This window comes from Nocardioides sp. CCNWLW239, assembly GCF_037137035.1.
In the GTDB taxonomy this organism is placed as follows: domain Bacteria; phylum Actinomycetota; class Actinomycetes; order Propionibacteriales; family Nocardioidaceae; genus Nocardioides.
In genome coordinates this window covers 43,793-61,536 of the sequence record NZ_JBBBNW010000012.1, presented here as the reverse complement: position 1 = coordinate 61,536, position 17,744 = coordinate 43,793, and the positions used below count along the sequence as shown (strand labels likewise).

The 17,744-nt window shown below is 68.7% G+C and carries 17 protein-coding genes; 14 read left to right on the top strand and 3 right to left on the bottom strand.

The window, feature by feature from the left end; translation table 11 throughout:
• Positions 1-108: 108 nt before the first annotated feature.
• Positions 109-525 carry a metallopeptidase family protein gene (locus tag WBG06_RS26260; RefSeq protein ID WP_336740742.1) on the bottom strand — a complete coding sequence of 139 codons (417 nt, stop codon included), beginning with the start codon at positions 523-525 and terminating at the stop codon, positions 109-111.
• Between the two features lie 49 nt (positions 526-574).
• Here WBG06_RS26260 and WBG06_RS26255 point away from each other — a divergent pair, with 49 nt between their 5' ends.
• From WBG06_RS26255 to WBG06_RS26225, 7 genes are all read left to right on the top strand, one after another.
• The gene (locus tag WBG06_RS26255; RefSeq protein WP_336740740.1) at positions 575-976 is read left to right on the top strand and encodes a DUF3499 domain-containing protein; all 402 of its coding nucleotides are present in this window, start codon (positions 575-577) and stop codon (positions 974-976) included.
• 19 nt (positions 977-995) lie between these two features.
• Positions 996-2,387, top strand: a complete 1,392-nt coding sequence (locus WBG06_RS26250; protein WP_336740738.1) for a phosphomannomutase/phosphoglucomutase — start codon at positions 996-998, stop codon at positions 2,385-2,387.
• Positions 2,384-2,629 (top strand): Trm112 family protein, encoded by a 246-nt coding sequence (locus WBG06_RS26245; protein WP_336740736.1) that lies wholly within the window; start codon positions 2,384-2,386, stop codon positions 2,627-2,629. The genes WBG06_RS26250 and WBG06_RS26245 overlap by 4 nt, the downstream gene beginning before the upstream one ends.
• Positions 2,630-2,636: 7 nt before the next feature.
• A complete protein-coding gene (locus WBG06_RS26240; protein ID WP_336740734.1) occupies positions 2,637-3,668 on the top strand; it encodes an SIS domain-containing protein in 1,032 nt (343 codons plus the stop codon).
• A gap of 213 nt (positions 3,669-3,881) precedes the next feature.
• Positions 3,882-4,694, top strand: a complete 813-nt coding sequence (locus WBG06_RS26235; RefSeq protein ID WP_336740733.1) for a substrate-binding periplasmic protein — start codon at positions 3,882-3,884, stop codon at positions 4,692-4,694.
• Positions 4,695-4,977: 283 nt separating this feature from the next.
• The gene (locus WBG06_RS26230; protein WP_336740732.1) at positions 4,978-5,796 is read left to right on the top strand and encodes a substrate-binding periplasmic protein; all 819 of its coding nucleotides are present in this window, start codon (positions 4,978-4,980) and stop codon (positions 5,794-5,796) included.
• Between the two features lie 27 nt (positions 5,797-5,823).
• Positions 5,824-6,783: a DUF808 domain-containing protein gene (locus WBG06_RS26225; protein WP_336740731.1), complete on the top strand. Its 960-nt coding sequence runs from the start codon at positions 5,824-5,826 to the stop codon at positions 6,781-6,783.
• A 1-nt stretch (position 6,784) separates the two neighbouring features.
• On the opposite strand, the gene WBG06_RS26220 is transcribed toward WBG06_RS26225, so the two are convergent.
• Together WBG06_RS26220 and WBG06_RS26215 are read right to left on the bottom strand one after the other, a co-directional pair.
• Positions 6,785-8,110 carry a flavin-containing monooxygenase gene (locus WBG06_RS26220; protein WP_336740729.1) on the bottom strand — a complete coding sequence of 442 codons (1,326 nt, stop codon included), beginning with the start codon at positions 8,108-8,110 and terminating at the stop codon, positions 6,785-6,787.
• The gene (locus WBG06_RS26215) at positions 8,107-9,261 is read right to left on the bottom strand and encodes a serine hydrolase domain-containing protein (protein ID WP_336740727.1); all 1,155 of its coding nucleotides are present in this window, start codon (positions 9,259-9,261) and stop codon (positions 8,107-8,109) included. Before WBG06_RS26215 ends, WBG06_RS26220 begins: the two co-directional genes overlap by 4 nt.
• 176 nt (positions 9,262-9,437) lie before the next feature.
• Between WBG06_RS26215 and ahcY the strand changes: the two genes are divergently transcribed.
• The 7 genes from ahcY (at position 9,438) to WBG06_RS26180 (ending at position 17,708) form a co-directional block, all read left to right on the top strand.
• Entirely contained in the window at positions 9,438-10,877 is a 1,440-nt protein-coding gene (ahcY, locus tag WBG06_RS26210; RefSeq protein ID WP_336740725.1) for an adenosylhomocysteinase, read from the top strand.
• 162 nt (positions 10,878-11,039) lie between these two features.
• The gene (gene mtrA / locus WBG06_RS26205; protein ID WP_336740723.1) at positions 11,040-11,747 is read left to right on the top strand and encodes an MtrAB system response regulator MtrA; all 708 of its coding nucleotides are present in this window, start codon (positions 11,040-11,042) and stop codon (positions 11,745-11,747) included.
• A complete protein-coding gene (gene mtrB / locus WBG06_RS26200; protein WP_336740721.1) occupies positions 11,744-13,360 on the top strand; it encodes an MtrAB system histidine kinase MtrB in 1,617 nt (538 codons plus the stop codon). Before mtrA ends, mtrB begins: the two co-directional genes overlap by 4 nt.
• Positions 13,357-15,075 carry an LpqB family beta-propeller domain-containing protein gene (locus WBG06_RS26195; protein WP_336740719.1) on the top strand — a complete coding sequence of 573 codons (1,719 nt, stop codon included), beginning with the start codon at positions 13,357-13,359 and terminating at the stop codon, positions 15,073-15,075. The genes mtrB and WBG06_RS26195 overlap by 4 nt, the downstream gene beginning before the upstream one ends.
• 73 nt (positions 15,076-15,148) lie before the next feature.
• Complete coding sequence (locus tag WBG06_RS26190; RefSeq protein ID WP_336740716.1) at positions 15,149-15,880, top strand: ComF family protein; 732 nt, start codon at positions 15,149-15,151, stop codon at positions 15,878-15,880.
• Between the two features lie 391 nt (positions 15,881-16,271).
• Positions 16,272-16,913 carry a ribosome hibernation-promoting factor, HPF/YfiA family gene (gene hpf, locus WBG06_RS26185; RefSeq protein WP_336740714.1) on the top strand — a complete coding sequence of 214 codons (642 nt, stop codon included), beginning with the start codon at positions 16,272-16,274 and terminating at the stop codon, positions 16,911-16,913.
• Positions 16,914-17,027: 114 nt separating this feature from the next.
• On the top strand, positions 17,028-17,708 hold the full coding sequence (locus WBG06_RS26180; protein WP_336740712.1) for a response regulator transcription factor: 681 nt from the start codon (positions 17,028-17,030) through the stop codon (positions 17,706-17,708).
• The last annotated feature ends 36 nt before the right edge of the window (positions 17,709-17,744 follow it).

The following is a 17,744-nucleotide window of genomic DNA, read 5'->3' as shown; positions in this document are numbered from 1 at the left end:
CCGCAGGCCGTCCTTGACTCCGGGACAGATCGAGAAGACCCTCGAAGGAGGGTCGGCGGCCCACCCCAACCCCGAAAAATGGCTCACATAAGCGCGGGAAAAGACAGGCTAGGGCTGGTACCGCGGATCAACATCCTCAGCAGCGATCCCAAGCAGATCCGCCACCTGCTCCACCACAACCATGAGCACCATCGCCTCGACCTCCGAGCGCGTCCGGCAGCGGTGCTCGATCGGGCGCCGGTAGATCACCAGCCGAGCCGGCGTCGCGCCGGAACCACGCTCGAGCGACCCGAGCGGGATGTGGTCGTCGACGGTCCAGTCCTTGGGGATGTCGGGGGACTCCTCGACGGCGTACTCGATCAGCCCGAGCCGCGACTGCCAGCGGCCGTCGATCTCGGTGACGATGGCGAGCGCGATGTCGTCGAAGCGCTCCCGGCGGGTGCGCAGGACGGGCACCATCGGGTCGTTCGGGAGGGCGATCGGGCCGCGCTTCCCACGGCCGTGCCGATCCCGGTGCCTGGTCATGTACGCGAGCCTAACTGCGCGGCTGGCCTGAGGGGAGTACGGTTCACCCGTGACTGCTCGTCGTTGTTCGCGTACCGCCTGCCAGCGCCAAGCCGTCTGCACGCTCACCTATGTGTACGCCGATCAGACGGCCGTTCTCGGCCCGCTGGCGACCTATGCCGAGCCGCATGCCTACGACCTGTGCGAGGAGCACGCCGAACGGCTCTCGGCACCCCGAGGGTGGGAAGTCGTCCGGCTGGCCCGTGAGCCGGTCGACCCGCAGCCGAAGGGTGATGACCTGCTCGCGCTGGCCGATGCGGTCCGTGAGGCAGCGAGGCCACCCGCACCCGCCCCGCGAGGCCCCGCCGTCGCGCCCGGCCCGGAGTCGTCCGAGGAGCCCGGGGCGAACGACGGTCAGCCCCGCCCCGGCGGCACCCGCCGCGGCCACCTCCGCGTGCTGACCTCCGAGTAGGACGACTAGAGTTCCGGGCATGCCGGAGAGAGTCGTCGACCCCGACGTCGCCAACGCCGTGTTCAAGGCGTACGACGTCCGTGGCACCGTCCCAGACCAGATCGACGAGAACCTCGCCCGACTCGCCGGGCGGGCCTTCGTGCACGTGGTCGGAGCCCGCGGCGGCGAGATAGTGGTCGGCCACGACATGCGTCCGAGCTCCCCGGCGCTCTCGGGGGCGTTCGCCGAGGGCGCGACCGAGGCCGGCGCCGACGTCACGATGATCGGTCTGGCCTCGACCGACGAGCTCTACTTCGCCTCCGGTCACCTCGGCCTGCCGGGCGCGATGTTCACTGCCAGCCACAACCCGGCGCAATACAACGGCATCAAGCTGTGCCGGGCCGACGCGGTCCCGGTCGGTGCCGAGAGCGGGCTCAACGAGATCCGCGATCTGGTCATCTCCGGGGACGCGCCGATCGCCGACGTCGCGGGCAGCATCAGCGAGACCGACGTGCTGGAGGCCTACGCCGCGCACCTGCTCGGCCTGGCGCCGGTCAAGGGCCGCAGGCTCACCGTCGTTGCCGACGCCGGCAACGGGATGGCCGGCCACACCGCGCCGGCCGTCTTCGGTCGTCTGGGCGAGGACGCCGTCGAGCTGATCCCGATGTACTTCGAGCTCGACGGCACCTTCCCCAACCACGAGGCCAACCCGCTCGACTCGACGACGCTGGTCGACCTGCAGGCCAAGGTGCGCGAGACCGGCGCCGACGCCGGCCTGGCCTTCGACGGCGACGCCGACCGCTGCTTCCTGGTCGACGAGAAGGGCGAGGTGGTCAACCCGAGCGTGATCACCGCACTCATCGCCGAACGTGCCCTGGCCCAGGAGCCGGGCGCGACCATCATCCACAACCTGATCACCTCCCGTGCCGTCCCCGAGATCGTCTCCGAGCTCGGCGGCAAGCCGGTGCGGACCCGGGTGGGCCACTCCTACATCAAGGCCGTGATGGCCGAGTCCGGAGCCGCCTTCGGCGGTGAGCACAGCGGCCACTTCTACTTCCGCGACTTCTGGCGGGCCGACTCCGGAATGCTCGCCGCGCTCCACGTCCTCGGCGCCCTCGCCGAGACCGACAGGCCGCTGAGCGAGCTGCTGGCCGCGTACGCTCGTTATCCGATGAGCGGCGAGATCAACTCCACCGTCCCCGACCAGGCAGCCGCCGTGGCCGAGATCGAGAAGGCGTACGCAGGTCGCGACGGTGTCACCGTCGACCGGCTCGACGGCCTGACCCTCTCCCACGCCGACTGGTCGTTCAACGTCCGTGCCTCCAACACCGAACCGCTGCTGCGGCTCAACGCGGAGGGCAAGGACACACTCACCATGGAGCGCGTGCGCGACGAGGCGCTCGCGATCATCCGAAAGGACAATGCCCGATGAATGGCGCAACGACCCCCCTGGGCCTGAGCGAGAAGCTGCTCGAGATCATCGTCTGCCCGCAGTGCCACGGTGACCTCCTCCCGGTCGAGGCCACTGCGCCCGACCAGACTGCGCCCGGCCAGACTGCGCCCGACCAGCAGGGCGAGCTGGTCTGCCAGGGGGAGTGCGGCCTGGCGTACCCCGTCCGCGACGGCATCCCCGTCCTGCTCATCGACGAGGCCCGTCCCACCAACGACAAGTGAGGCTGCGATGACCTGGTTCGACGAGTCCAGGCTGGACGACGAGCGGGCGCTGGCCGGGATCGACCAGCTGCTGCGGTCGCTGGCCGAGTCCGGCGCCCGGGTCCGGCGCGAGGCCGCGGGCGCGGCGGAGCCCCTGCAGGAGGCCGTACGCCGTGCCGCAGAGGCCGGCCGTCCCCGGGCCGTCGTCGCCGCGGGCCCGGACTCGCGTCTGCTGCGTGCGGTCCTGGAGCCGTTCTGTCCGGTGCCGTTCGTCGCCTGGCCGGCCCCGGGCCTGCCGGGCTGGGCCGGGAGCCTCGATCTCGTGGTCGTGCTCGCCCCGTCCGGGTCCGACCCGGGTGAGGCCTCCGCCGCGGCCGAGGCCGTCCGTCGCGGCGCGCAGCTGGTGGTGGCCGCTCCGGAGAAGTCGTTGGTCGCCCAGCACGCCGAAGGCCGTGACAGCACGCTGCTCCCGGTCGAGGGCGGCGACATGCTCGCGATGGCGATCCTGATGCTCACCTACCTCAACTCGGTCGGTCTCGGCCCGGAGGCGGACGCGGACAAGGTCGCCGATGCGCTCGACGACGTCGCCACCGCCTGTTCGCCGCACCGCGACATCTCGGTCAACCCGGGCAAGATCTTGGCGCTCTCCCTGGCCGACTCGCTCCCGGTCGTGTGGGGTGGCTCCGTCCTTGCCGCCCGCGCGGCGCGGCGCGTCGCCGAAGGCCTGCGCCGGGCCAGCGGACGTGGTGCCATCGCCGGGGACGCGGACGACCTGCTCCCGGTCCTCGAGGCCGCCCGCCCTCGCAACGTCTTCGACGACCCCTTCGCCGAGGAGCAGGCCTCCGTACGTCCCGTCCTGGTCATCCTCGACGACGGCGCGACCGATCCGATCATGCTCGAGCAGCGACGCTCGCTCACCGAGGCCGCGGACGCCCGCGGCGTACGGGTGGAGGTGGTCGAGGCGAGTGCGTCGACCGAGGTCGCCCGCTACGCGTCGCTCCTGCTTCAGGGAACGTATGCGGCCGAATATCTGCGTTTGGGTCTGGTAGCGGACGACTGAGTCCGGATGGTGGGCGTCGAGTGTGATCTGCGTCACGCTCGACGGTCGGTGTTCGGTCAGGGAACGTGAAGAGGATGGCCGAAAACCTGGACGCGGGAGAGCAGACAGGTGTTTGATGCAACATCGTCCGGCCACTCCTGGCCAGCACGTCTCGGATTCTCGGCGCCGACGTGACGGGCATGCCCCACCATCCCGAAAACTCAGGACTTCTGCATGAATCACATCAAGTTCGTCATCGCCGGCGCCCTGGCCCTCCTGGGGGTCTTGGTCATCGGCGGCTATTACGCCGACCCCGCCCCGGAGGCGACCGATCAGGAGAGTGCTGCCACGGGTGGCACGCTGCGGATCGGCGTCGACGGCACGGAGCCGGCTTTCTACAAGGTCGACGGCGTGACCAAGGGCTTCGACTACGAGATGGCACTCGGCGTCGCTGAAGGCATGGGCGCCAAGCCGGAGTTCGTCGTGATGGAGTTCAGCGACCTCTTTCCTGCGCTCGAGGCCGGCGAGATCGACATGATCGGCGCCCAGGTCACCGAGACCCCCGAGCGGAAGCAGGACTTCGACTTCACCGCGCCCTACTTCGTGACGTACCTGTCCTTCCTCACCCCGGAGGGCTCGACCATCAAGAACCGCGACGACATCAACGGCAAGAACGTCGCGGTCGTCGAGGGCACCATCCACGAGCGCTACCTCGCCGAGCAGTACAAGAACGTCCACGTCGTCAAGGCCAAGGACGAGGACGGTGCCGTCAAGGCGATCGAGACCGGCAAGGCCGACGCCTTCTTCTACGACGCGCCCTACACCACGCCGATCATCGAGCGGGCGCCGATCAAGCTGAAGGAGTCGATCGTCTACCCGGCCGACGACGCCCCGATCGGGTTCGTGATGCAGCAGGGTGACAAGCGCAAGAAGCAGGTCGACGAGGTTCTCGAGCAGATGATCCTCGACGGCGACTGGCTGCGGATCAAGAAGGCCTACTTCAAGGAGTATCCGCTCTCCGACGTCTTCAAGGACAAGGGCGCCTGAGAGATCGCGCAGGTAGGGCCGCCTGCTACGCGCCGCGATACGGGCGCGCTGGCTGCGTTCTCGCCTCTCGACGGTGCAACCAGACCGCCTTCGAGGCTCCGCCTTGCCAGCACACCCGTCTCGCGACGCTCGCGACGGCGCCCCTACCCGCGCGACCTCTATGCCTGACGCCGTTCGCCCCACTTCGAGGCGCTTGGAGTCCAGTGGCCTACGATGCCCGCTGGCCCGGCTCGGCCGAGGTCGTAGCGTCTCGGCGCATTCCTCCCCCCAACCAGGACGTCGTATGAAATCCCTTAAGTTCATCCTTGCGGGCGCGGTCACCCTTCTGGTGATCCTGATCGTGGTCTCCAACACGGTGGAGACGACCGGCCCGTCCTCTGACAGGCGCAGCAGTGCTGCCGATGACGGGCAGCTCAAGATCGGTGTGCTGAACAGCGCTCCGGTCTATTACACCCAAGGCTCCACCGTGAAGGGCTTCGACTACGAGGTCGCCCTCGGTGTCACCAAGACGCTCGGCATCAAGCCGTCGTTCGTGCCGATGGACTTCGCCGACCTGTTCACCGCGCTGGACAAGGGCGAGATCGACATGATCGCGTCCCAGGTGAGCGTGACCGAGGAACGCGAGAAGGCCTACGACTTCTCGCACCCCTACTTCGTCACGTACCTGTCCTTCACGACGCCGAAGAACTCCCCGATCAAGAAGCTCAAGGACGTCAACGGCACCCGGGTCGCCATCGTGGACGGCACCGCTCAGGAGAGCATCCTCAAGGCGCGGTTCCCGAAGGCCGAGATCGTGAAGCGGAAGAACGAGGCGGCTGCGCTCGAGGCGGTCGCCGCGGGCAAGGCGGACTCGTTCTTCTACGACGCGCCGTTCACCGACGGCCTGATCAAGAGCGCCCCGATCCCGATGGAGGAGCGGATCGTCTTCCCCTCGGAGAAGGCTCCGATCGCCTTCGTCTTCCGCAAGGGTGACGGGCTCAGGGACCAGGCCAACGACGCGATCGACGAGATGATCGTCGACGGGACCTGGCTGCGCATCAAGACCGACTACTTCGAGGAGTATCCGCTCTCGCAGCTCTTCCGCGAGCAGGGCGTCGAGTAGCTCGCACGACCCGCTAAGGTTCCCCTCATGAGCGCCGGTCTTTTCGCACTCCTCGACGACGTAGCCGCCATCGCCAAGCTGGCGGCTGCGTCCGTCGACGACGTCAGCGCTGCCGCCGGCAAGGCCTCGGCCAAGGCCGCCGGCGTCGTCATCGACGACACCGCGGTGACGCCGCAGTACGTCCACGGCATCGCCGCCGAGCGCGAGGTGCCGATCATCAAGAAGATCGCCTTCGGCTCGCTGCGCAACAAGCTGCTGATCATCCTTCCGGTCGCGCTGATCCTGGCGCAGTGGGCGCCCTGGGCGATCACGCCGATCCTGATGCTCGGTGGCGCCTTCCTCGCCTACGAGGGTGTCGAGAAGGTGCTCGAATGGGTCCGGCCGCACGAGGAGACCCATGAGACGCCGGTCGTCCTGGAGGGCCCCGAGGCCGAGAAGAAGATGATCGCCGGTGCCGTACGCACCGACCTGATCCTCTCCACCGAGATCATGGTGATCGCCCTCAACGAGGTCATCGAGGAAAGCTTCTGGATGCGCCTCGGCGCCCTGGTCGCGGTCGCCTTCCTGATCACCGTGGTCGTCTACGGCGTGGTCGCCCTGATCGTGAAGATGGACGACGCCGGGCTGTCGCTCTCCCAGCGCTCCAGCGCGGGCGCCCAGCGGCTCGGCCGCGGCATGGTCGCGGCCATGCCGAAGGTCCTCACCGTGATCTCGATCGTCGGCACCGTGGCCATGCTCTGGGTGGGTGGCCACCTGCTCCTGGTCGGTGTCTACGACGTCAACGGCCTCGCCGCCGGTCACCCCGGCTGGGCGTGGCCCTACGACACCGTCCACCACCTCGAGGAGGAGGTCCACCACGCCCTGGGCGCCGTCGGTGCGGCCGCCGCCTGGCTGGTCAACACCTTCTTCTCCGCCGTCGTCGGGCTCATCGTCGGGTCCATCGTGGTCGCCGTACTCCACGTTCTGCCGATCACGAAGAAGCACTGACCTACGCGGCCCCGGCCGCGCGTGCCTCCCCGGCCTCGATCTCGGCCATCAGGTCGACGACGTAGCGGGCGAAGTCGATCTGGATGGTGTGGCGCGGGGCGGCGTAGTACTGCGCCAGGTGAGCCTCCTCGTCGGCCTTCAGGATCCGCTCCTGCTCCTCGACCGGTGGAAGCGCATAGCGGCCGGTGAGCAGGCGAGCCAGCAGCTTGGACTGCTGCTCGGCGAGGTTGACGATCGTGGGGGAGGACTGCGCGAGCCCCATGAAGTAGAGGTGGTCCACGCCCGGCTTGATCATCCGCTTGAACAGCGGGTAGCGGTGGTCGGCGTCGGGGTGCAGCGAGATCTCGTCGGGGTCGAAGAACGGGAACGACATGTCGTAGCCGGTGGCCGCGATGACGACGTCCGCCTCGACCGAGGAGCCGTCGACGAGATGCACGGTCGACCCCTCGAACCGCGCGATCTCGGGAAGCATGTGGATGTCGCCCGAGCCGGCCTTGGTCAGGAAGTCGGCGCTGACCGACGGGTGCGCGGAGAGCGGCTCGTGGTCGGGCTCCGGCAGTCCGTACGTCGACATCGACCCGACCAGCCCACGGATCAGCTCGCGCGAGGCCGCCAGCGCCTGCTCCTTGGGGATGTCGGGCGGTGCCATCACCTTGTCGGCCGGCTGGCCGTTGCGATACTTCGGCAGCACCCATACGCCACGGCGGGCCGAGACGTACAGCTTCGATGCCATCCACGGCGAGGACAGCTCCGAGGCGATGTCCATCGCCGAGTTGCCCATCCCGACCACGATCACCCGCTTGCCGCGGATCTCGAGGGGCTCGAAGGGGGAGACGTACGCATGGCTGTGGATGATCTCGCCCGCGAACTCGCCGTCCCAGGACGGCAGCCGCGGTGACCAGTGGTGGCCGTTGGCGACCACCAGATCGGTGTAGGAGCGGGTCTCCCCGGTCGACAGGGTGACCTCCCACGAGCCGTCCTCGCGCTGGGTGGCCCGCTCGACCCCGGTGTTGAACGTGATCGCGTCCCGCAGCCCGAAATGGTCGGTGTAGTCGCGGAAGTAGCGGTGGATCAGGGTGTGGTGCGGAAAGTGCGGGAACGACTCCGGCGCCGGGAAGTCCTCGAACTCCAGCCTGCTGGTCGAGGTGTCGATGTGCAGCGACTCGTAGACCGAGGAGAGACCGTTGGGGTTGCGGAAGTACCAGTTGCCGCCGACGTCGTCGGAGAGCTCGAACTGGTCGTAGGCGATCCCGAACTCCTTGAGCCGCTTGGCGGTCGTGATCCCCGAGCAGCCGGCCCCGATGATGCAGACCTTGGTGTCGTTCATGAGGCGGCCTCCACGCACTCGAAAGCGGTGCGCACGTAGGCATCGGTGCGCTCCGAGGAGGTCATGTGCTGGGTCATCCGGTTCATCGCGTACGCCACCGTGACCCGCCGCTCCAGGTCGTTGACCACGATCGCGCCGCCGTAGCCCGTCCACCAGCACACCCGTCCCTCGGGCACCGCCGGCGCCGCGACCGGCTGCGGCAGCCCGTAGCCGATGCCCCACCGCATCGGTGTCAGCAGGACCTGGTCGACACCGTCGGCCTGCACCTCGAAGATCCGCTCGACCGTGGCGGGCGACAGCAGACGTACGCCGCCGACCTCGCCGCCGTGGGAGACGGCCGACTGGATCCGCGCGATCGAGCGGGCGTTGCCGTGCCCGTTGATCCCCGCCAGCGAGACCGTACGCATCGGCGCGGAGTTGAACGCGGCCGGATCGAGCTTCGGGTTGACCAGCGTGGGGATCATCAGGTTGCCCTCGGGCAGCGCGGCGACGTCGATCCCTCCTGGCGGGGGAGCCTCGAGGTCCGCGCAGCGACCCAGCTCGCTCTCCGGGACGCCGAGGTGGAAGTCGGCCCCCAGCGGCTTCGCGACCAGCTCGGCGAACACCTCCGAGAGCGGCCTTCCGGTGACGCCACGGACCAGACCGTCGACCAGGTGCCCGTAGGAGACCATGTGGTAGCCCGACCCGGAACCCGGCTCGAACCACGGCTCCTGCCGGGCGAGCATCTCGTTGGCGAGCGGCAGGTCCAGGAGCGCCTCGGTGGACAGCGGCTCGGTCCAGCCGCACATGCCGGAGGTGTGGGAGAGCAGGTGGCGGACGAGGATCCGCTCGTCCGCGAAGGACGGCCAGTAGTCCGCGACCGGCGCGTCCAGGTCCAGCTGACCCCGGTCGGCGAGCACGAGGGCCGTCAGCGACGCCATCGTCTTGGTCACCGACCAGACCCGGACGATGGTGTCCGCCTCCCAGGGCCGGCCCGGCCGTGCCTCACCGCCCCACAGGTCTGCCAGGAGCTCGCCGTCCCGGATCACCGCGACGGAGGCGCCGAGATCGGTCCCGGAGGCGAGGTTGCGCGCGAGCAGGTCGCGCAGGGGAGCGTACGCAGGGGTGCAGTCACCCTGGACCGTCTGCGGGTCAGGAGTCGTTGCCGTCATGCCCGCCAATAATAGGAACTCGTTCTAGTTTTCGACAGGGTTACGAGCAGAACTGTTGGTTGCGGATTACCGTCCCCGTCGACCAGCGCTTGTAGTCTGGGGAGACCCTGCGTGGGAGATCCCGCTGATGCGCAGATGCGCGACGCAGGCCCGCAACACTTCGGTAAGGAATAACCATGGACTACAAGGTTGCCGACCTGAGCCTGGCCGACTACGGCCGCAAGGAGCTCTCCCTCGCCGAGCACGAGATGCCGGGCCTGATGGCCATGCGCGAGCGCTATGGCAAGGACCAGCCGCTCAAGGGTGCTCGTATCGCCGGGTCTCTGCACATGACCATCCAGACCGGTGTGCTCATCGAGACGCTGACCGCGCTCGGTGCGGACGTACGCTGGGCCACCTGCAACATCTTCTCCACCCAGGACCACGCGGCCGCTGCGGTCGTCGTCGGTGAGGGCACCCCCGAGGACCCCCAGGGCACCCCGGTCTTCGCCTGGAAGGGCGAGACCCTGGCGGAATACTGGGACGAGGCCGAGAAGGTCTTCCAGTTCACCGATGCCGACGGCAACCAGGTCGGCCCCAACATGCTCCTCGATGACGGCGGCGACATCACGCTGCTCCTCCACAAGGGTGTCGAGTTCGAGAAGGCCGGGGAGGTGCCGGGCCAGGACTCCACCGACAACGAGGAGTTCAAGGAGGTCCTGCGCGTCCTCGACCGCAGCCTGAAGAACGACCCGCAGTACTGGACCAACATCGCCAACGGCATCAAGGGCGTCACCGAGGAGACCACCACCGGTGTCCTGCGCCTCTACGACCGGTTCAAGGAGGGCTCGCTCCTCTTCCCGGCGATCAACGTCAACGACTCGGTCACCAAGTCGAAGTTCGACAACAAGTACGGCTGCCGTCACTCGCTCATCGACGGCATCAACCGTGCGACCGACGTGATGATCGGCGGCAAGGTCGCGGTCGTGTGCGGCTACGGCGACGTCGGCAAGGGCTCGGCGGAGTCGCTGCGCGGCCAGGGTGCCCGCGTCATCGTCACCGAGATCGACCCGATCTGCGCGCTGCAGGCGGCGATGGACGGCTACGAGGTCCGCCGCCTGGAGTCGGTCGTCGAGACCGCCGACATCTTCATCACCACGACCGGCAACTTCGACATCATCCGGGTCGAGCACTTCGAGAAGATGAAGAACCAGGCCATCGTCGGCAACATCGGTCACTTCGACAACGAGATCGACATGGCCGGCCTGGCCAAGATCCCGGGCATCGTCAAGGACGAGATCAAGCCGCAGGTCCACCAGTGGATCTTCCCCGACGGCAAGAAGATCATCGTGCTGTCCGAGGGCCGCCTGCTCAACCTGGGCAACGCCACCGGTCACCCGAGCTTCGTGATGTCGAACTCCTTCACCAACCAGACGCTGGCCCAGATCGAGCTCTTCACCAAGACGGATGAATACCCGATCGGCGTCTACGTCCTGCCGAAGGCGCTCGACGAGGAGGTCGCCCGCCTCCACCTCGACGCCCTCGGGGTCGAGCTCACCGAGCTCAAGCAGGAGCAGGCCGACTACCTCGGCGTCCCGGTCGAGGGTCCCTACAAGTCGGACCACTACCGCTACTGATCGCCTGATCGCCGAGTCGGCGCGTTCTGACCCACCACCACGCCGAGTCGGCTCGTCATGACGAGCCGACTCGGCGGGGAATCACGTCAGGACGCGCCGACTCGCGTCTTGTGGGGAGGCTCGTGTGATACGTCCCACGCCCTGGGTGACAGAATCTGACACATGGCCGACCGCAGCGCTTCCGACCAGCCCGCCAAGGGAAAGGTCCTCGTCGTCGATGATGATGCCTCGCTGAGCGAGATGCTGGCGATCGTGCTGAGGCAGGAGGGGTTCGACTCGCGACTGGTCGCCCGTGGTGACCTTGCGCTGCCCGCGTTCCAGGATTACAAGCCTGACGTGGTGCTGCTCGACCTGATGCTTCCGGGGATGGACGGCATCGAGGTGTGCAAGCAGATCCGCAAGGACTCGGGCGTGCCGATCGTCATGCTGACCGCGAAGGGCGACACGGTGGACGTCGTCGTCGGGCTCGAGTCCGGCGCAGATGACTACGTGGTGAAGCCGTTCAAGCCCAAGGAGCTCATCGCGAGGATCCGGGCACGGGTCCGCCGCCACGGCGAGACGCTGCCCGAGGTGCTCGAGATCGGCGACCTCACCATCGACGTCGCCGGCCACCAGGTGACCCGCGAGGGCAAGCAGATCCAGCTCACGCCGCTGGAGTTCGACCTGCTCGAGTGCCTGGCCCGCAAGCCCCATCAGGTCTTCTCCCGCGAGGTGCTGCTGGAGCAGGTGTGGGGCTACCGCCACGCCGCCGACACCCGCCTGGTCAACGTGCACGTCCAGCGGCTGCGCTCCAAGGTCGAGCACGACCCGGAGAACCCCGAGATCGTCGTCACCGTCCGCGGTGTCGGCTACAAGGCAGGGCCCGTGTGACGCTCCAGCCGGTCCTTCAGGCGGCAGCCCGGACGCCCAAGAAGCTGCTGACCACCTGGCGGCGTTCGATCCAGACCCGCGTCGTGGTCTACACGGTGCTGCTCACCGCGGGGGCCGTCAGCCTGGTCGGGCTCATCCTGCTCGAGCAGATCGGCGACGAGCTGGTCCAGGACCGGGTCGCGGCGGCGAAGGCCGAGGCCTCCGAGGAGCTGTCCGCGGCACGCTCGAGCATCGCTGAGACCTCGGGCGCCAACGGCGGCACGCCGCTGCAGCGCAACGACCTGGGTGACCCGATCATCCAGCGCAGCCTCTCGCGCGGCTACGGCGTCGTCATGGCCGGTCCGGTCACCTCGACCTCCGGCCGGATCAGCGACGACGGTGTCGAGTGGACCCCGGGCCTCGACGTGGGCAGCGTCCCGCGCGGGCTCGAGGACAGGTTCCAGTCGATCCGCGCCGAGCCCGCCTGGACCTACACCCGGATCTCCTACGACGACGGCGAGCGGTCCTCCACCCCCGGCATCGTGATCGGGTCGCAGGTGGAGCTGCACGACGACACCTACAACATCTACTTCCTCTTCCCGATGGACCAGGAGCAGGAGACGCTCGGTGTCATCACCCGCGGTCTCCTGGCCGCCGGCGCGATCCTCATCCTGCTGATCGGTGTCGGCAGCTGGATCGTCACCCGCCACGTCGTCACGCCCATCCGGATCGCCCGGCGAACCGCCGAGCGGCTCGCGGCCGGCCGCCTCGAGGAGCGGATGGTCGTGCACGGCGAGGACGACCTCACCGGCCTGGCGATCTCGTTCAACCAGATGGCCAGCGGCCTGCAGAACCAGATCCGGCAGCTCGAGCACCTCTCCCGCGTGCAGCGACGGTTCAGCTCCGACGTCTCCCACGAGCTGCGTACGCCGCTGACCACCGTCCGTATGGCCAGCGACGTCCTCTACGAGGCCAGGGACACCTTCGACGCCCCGACGGCACGTGCGGCCGAGCTGCTGCAGACCGAGCTGGACCGGTTCGAGACGCTCCTGGGTGATCTGCTCGAGATCAGCCGCTTCGACGCGGGCGCCGCGGTCCTCGATCTCTACGACACCGACCTGACCGCGCTGGCCACGGCGGTCGTGGAGGCCTACGAACCGCTGGCCGCCAAGCGCGACATCGAGCTGAAGATCGTCGCGCCGGACCACCCGTGCATCGCCCAGGTCGACCACCGCCGGGTCGAGCGGATCGTACGCAACCTGGTGGCCAACGCCACCGACCACGCGCTCGTGGGGCAGACCGTCACCATCCGGGTCGACAGCGACGAGCACGCGGCCGCGCTGACGGTGCGCGACCACGGTGTCGGGCTGGCTCCGGGGGAGACGGCGCTGGTCTTCAACCGGTTCTGGCGTGCAGACCCGGCCCGCGACCGCTCCAGCGGCGGCACCGGTCTGGGCCTGTCGATCTCGCTCGAGGACGCCCACCTCCATGGTGGCTGGCTGCAGGCCTGGGGCCGCCCGGACCAGGGGGCGCAGTTCCGGCTCACGCTGCCCCGCCACGCCGGCGCGGCGCTGCGGCACAGCCCGCTCCCGCTCGTACCGGCCGACGCCCGCGACACCCTGGAGGCATCGTGAGAATCTCCCTCGCCCTGATCCTCACCGCGCTCGCGCTCCTCGTCTCGGCGTGCTCGGGCGTGCCCGACTCCGGCCCCGTCCAGCGGGTCGACCTGGCCGCGCCGGACGCGCAGGAAGAGGTCATCCCCTACAACCCCGGAGCCCCGCGCGCGGGCGCGTCCCCGGGCGAGATCGTCGACGGCTTCCTCGACGCCATGAAGGCCACCCCGATGAGCACCGCCTATGCGCGCCGCTACCTCACCAAGGACGCGGCGATGAACTGGGCGCCGGCCGGGCGCACGCTGGTCTACGGCGAGCTGGGCACCCACGTCGGCTCCTCGCCGCGGGTCTCGGTCGAGCTGGAGGACGCCGGCTGGCTCGACGAGCGCGGGGTATGGCGCGGCGCGCTGGCCGCCTCGGAGGCGATCCTCGACTTCGAGCTCACCCGCTCCGAGGGCGAGTGGCGGATCAGCTCGGCCCCGGACGCTCTGGTGGTCGAGGAGGACTGGTTCCTGACCCACTTCGCTCGCAGCAACCTCTACTACGTCGAACCCACCGGCAGCACGCTGGTGCCGGAGCCGATCTTCGCGCCCAAGGGGACCTCCTACGCCACCACCCTCGTCTCCAGCCTGCTGAGCGGCCCGGGGGAGGAGGCGCAGGGGGTGATCCGCAGTGCCCTCCCGGCCCAGGCGAGCGAGCCCCGCTCGGTGGACGTGCGCGACGGGGTGGCCGAGGTCGACCTCGCCGGTGACCTGGACGAACACAGTTCCGAGGAGCTCCAGCTCATGGGCGCCCAGCTGGCGTGGACCCTGCGCCAGGACACCAGCGTCGAGCGCATCCGGCTGACGATCGACGGTGAACCGGTGGTGCTGCCGGGCTACGGGGACACGTTCGACGTGGAGAGCGGCGGCGGCTACGACCCCAACGGTACGTCGGCGAGGGTCGATCTCTTCGCGCTGCGCGCTGGCGCGCTGGTGACGAGCACGGGTGAGAACGGCGAGCCGTGGGTGCCGGTGCTCGGGGAGTGGTCGAAGTCCCACGGCGTGAGCGACGTCGCCGTCGACGCCAACGGATCGACCGCGGCCGCGGTCACCGCCGACCGCACCGGTGTCGTCGTCGGCGAGCTGAGCAGCGACGGCCGGCTCACCGAGGCTCCCGTGGACGCCACCCGGCTGCTGCGGCCTTCCTGGGACCTCGCCGGGCGGCTGTGGCTCGTCGACAAGGACTCCACCGGCGCCCGGGTGATGTACGTCGCCGGGGGCCGCCTCGTCCGCGTCGCCGTCCCCGGCGTGACCGGCGAGAACGTGACCCGGTTCCTGGTCTCCCGCGACGGCACCCGGTTCGTCGCGGTGATCGGCGGCGAGTCCTCGGACCGCATCGTGGTGAGCCGCCTGCGAGCCAGCTCGAAGGGCGCGATCACGACCGCGACATCGGCCATCCTGCTGCCGCACCCGGATGCGGCGACCATGCGGGTCACCGACATCGCCTGGACCTCGCCGACCACCATCGTCGCGGTCCAGAAGATCGGATCGACCGCGCTCTTCCAGTCGGTCTCGCTCGACGGTGCGCCCAGCGGCGAGCGCTACACCCTCAGCGACCGGGTCACCGGCGTCGTCGGGTCTCCGGTGGCCTCGGCCCGGCTCTACGCGATCTCGCGCTGGACCCTCCTGGACCCCCTCGACCGGTTCGACCTGGAGCTGCCCTCCGACCTCTCCGACGTCACCTACCAGGGCTGACTCTCCACAGAGTTATCCACAGGATCTCCGTCGCTGGTTGCCCGTCGGCCGGGTCCCTGGTCGACTCAGGACCATGAGCAACCGTCTCGCCGATGCGTGGCATGACCTGGTCGTGGGCGGCCGCTGCGTAGGCTGCCGGCGCCCGGGCGGGCTGCTGTGTCCCGGCTGTCGCGCCGACCTCCCGGACAGAGCCCGGCCGAGCCCGCCGAGCCCCGCGCCGGCCGGCCTCGTGCCGGTCTTCGCGGCCGGGGCCTACGACGGCACCCTGAAGCAGCTCGTCATCGGGCTCAAGGAGCATCAGCTCCTCGGTCTCCGTCGGCCCTTGGCCGGCCTGCTGGCGCTCTCCGTCCTCGAGGCCGTGGCCGAGACCGGCATCGGCACCGGGGCGACGGTCCTGGTCCCGGTCCCCTCGCGGCGCGCCTCCGTGCGTGAGCGCGGTCTCGACAGCACGGCGGCGATCACGCGCGGAGCAGCCGCGCTGCTGAGACGGCACGGTCTCGACGTACGTCATCATCAGCTGCTCCGCACCCGACCCGGTGTCGCGGACCAGGCCGGGCTCGACTCCCGTCAGCGGCAGGCCAACCTGGACGGTTCGATCACCTGCCCGGCGTCCGGCATCCGGACACTCGCCCGGACGATCCCGCGAGCGACGTTCATCGTGTGCGACGACGTGATCACCACCGGCGCGACCGCGCGGGAGGCTCAACGAGCGCTGGAATCCGTCGGACTCGGTGTGACGGCGATCACGACCGTAGCGGCCACTCAACGTCGGTCTCGCGTTCAAACTCAGGAAACCGCGATGTAATTCTGTTGAAGACCTTTCGTGGGGGAACTTCCCGAACTACCGTCACTACATGGAGTCCGCCTGGGTCCGTGGTTGCGTCGCAGAGAGGTCCGCGTTGCGGGCATCCGAGCGGCAAGCCGATGCCAGTCGCAGGCGAAACGGTCCACGTAACCCTTCGATCCCAGATTCTGGGGCAAGGGGATCACGGTGCGGCTTAGAGATAAGTCCTGCCCCTGCCCTCCCGTCAGATACGGGAACCAGCAGGGAGAAGGTGGAGTGGCACCAAGCTGCTAAGCCTCCGCAGGCGGTTGTGGGGTCGAAGACCAGGTCGGCCAGGCGGACTCCGTACCCCGGAGGTCACATGCGCTGATCGTCCGGGATCCCGCCAACCCCGAAACACCGGGAGGTACCCATGGAAGTTGTCGTCACGGCTCGCAACGCGGAGGTCTCTGACCGCTATCGCGCTCACGTAGCTGAGAAGCTCGCGAAGCTCGAGAAGCACGACCACCGCATCATCAGGATCAACGTGGAGGTCGACAACGAGCCCAACCCGCGCCAGCACAAGGGCGCCGTACACGTCGAGCTCACCGCCTACTCGAAGGGTCCGGTCATCCGGGCCGAGGCGTGTGCCGAGGACAAGATGGGGGCGCTGGACCTGGCCGTCGACAAGATGGCTTCTCAGATGCGCCGCGCCGCCGACCGTCGCAGAGTCCACCGCGGCCGCCGTACGCCGGTCTCGGTCGGCCAGGCGCTGGCAGGCATCGAGCCCGACGGCCTGGCGACCACGCCCGAGTCGGAGCAGCTCGAGGAGGACATGGTGCGCGAGCACCAGGTCGGTCCGATCACGGTGACGGGGGAGGGGCCCTTGGTGGTCCGGGAGAAGACGCACACCGCGGAGCCGATGACGCTCGACCAGGCCCTCTACGAGATGGAGCTGGTCGGACACGACTTCTACCTCTACATCGACAAGGACTCGACGAGGCCGTCGGTCGTCTACCGCCGGAGGGGATACGACTACGGGGTGATCGCGCTCAACCGCGCAGACCTCGTCTGACCGCTGTGGCGAACGACTGCGCCTAAGCACGTCGGCCGGGACTTTTCCATCCCTCAGATGGATGAGTCCCGGCCATTCGCATTGTCATCACGGGTTACGTGCCATGATGCATTCGTGTCATCTACATCTGCCGCCGATCGTGAGCCGGTCCGCGTCTTGGTTGTCGACGACCAGGAGCTCTTCCGAAGGGGCCTGGTCGCGCTGCTCGCGAGCGAACCCGGCATCGAGGTCATCGGCGAGGCGACCAACGGCCTCGAGGGCACCGAGCGCGCTGCGGCGTCTGCCCCGGACGTCGTGCTTCTCGACGTACGCATGCCGAAGCAGACCGGCCTGGAGGCCTGCGTCGCCATCAAGGAGGCCGTCCCCTCGGCCAACATCATCATGCTGACCGTGTCCGACGAGGAGGCCGACCTCTACGACGCGGTCAAGGCCGGTGCGATGGGCTACCTCCTCAAGGACTCCTCGATCGACCAGGTCGCTCAGGCGATCCGGGTCGTCGCCGACGGCCAGTCCCTGATCAGCCCCGCCATGGCGGTCAAGCTGATGGAGGAGTTCAAGCAGATGTCGAGACCGGACCGCTCCCCGGTCCCTGGCCCCAAGCTCACCGATCGCGAGCTCGAGGTCCTCGGCCTGGTCGCCAAGGGCCTCAACAACCGCGAGATCGCCAAGCGGCTGTTCATCTCGGAGAACACGGTCAAGAACCACGTACGCAACATCCTGGAGAAGCTCCAGGCCCACTCGCGCATGGAGGCGGTCATGTACGCCGTGCGCCAGAAGCTCCTCAACGTCGACTAGATCGGCTCGGCTAGGCTGAGCCCAGCGTCGCGTGCC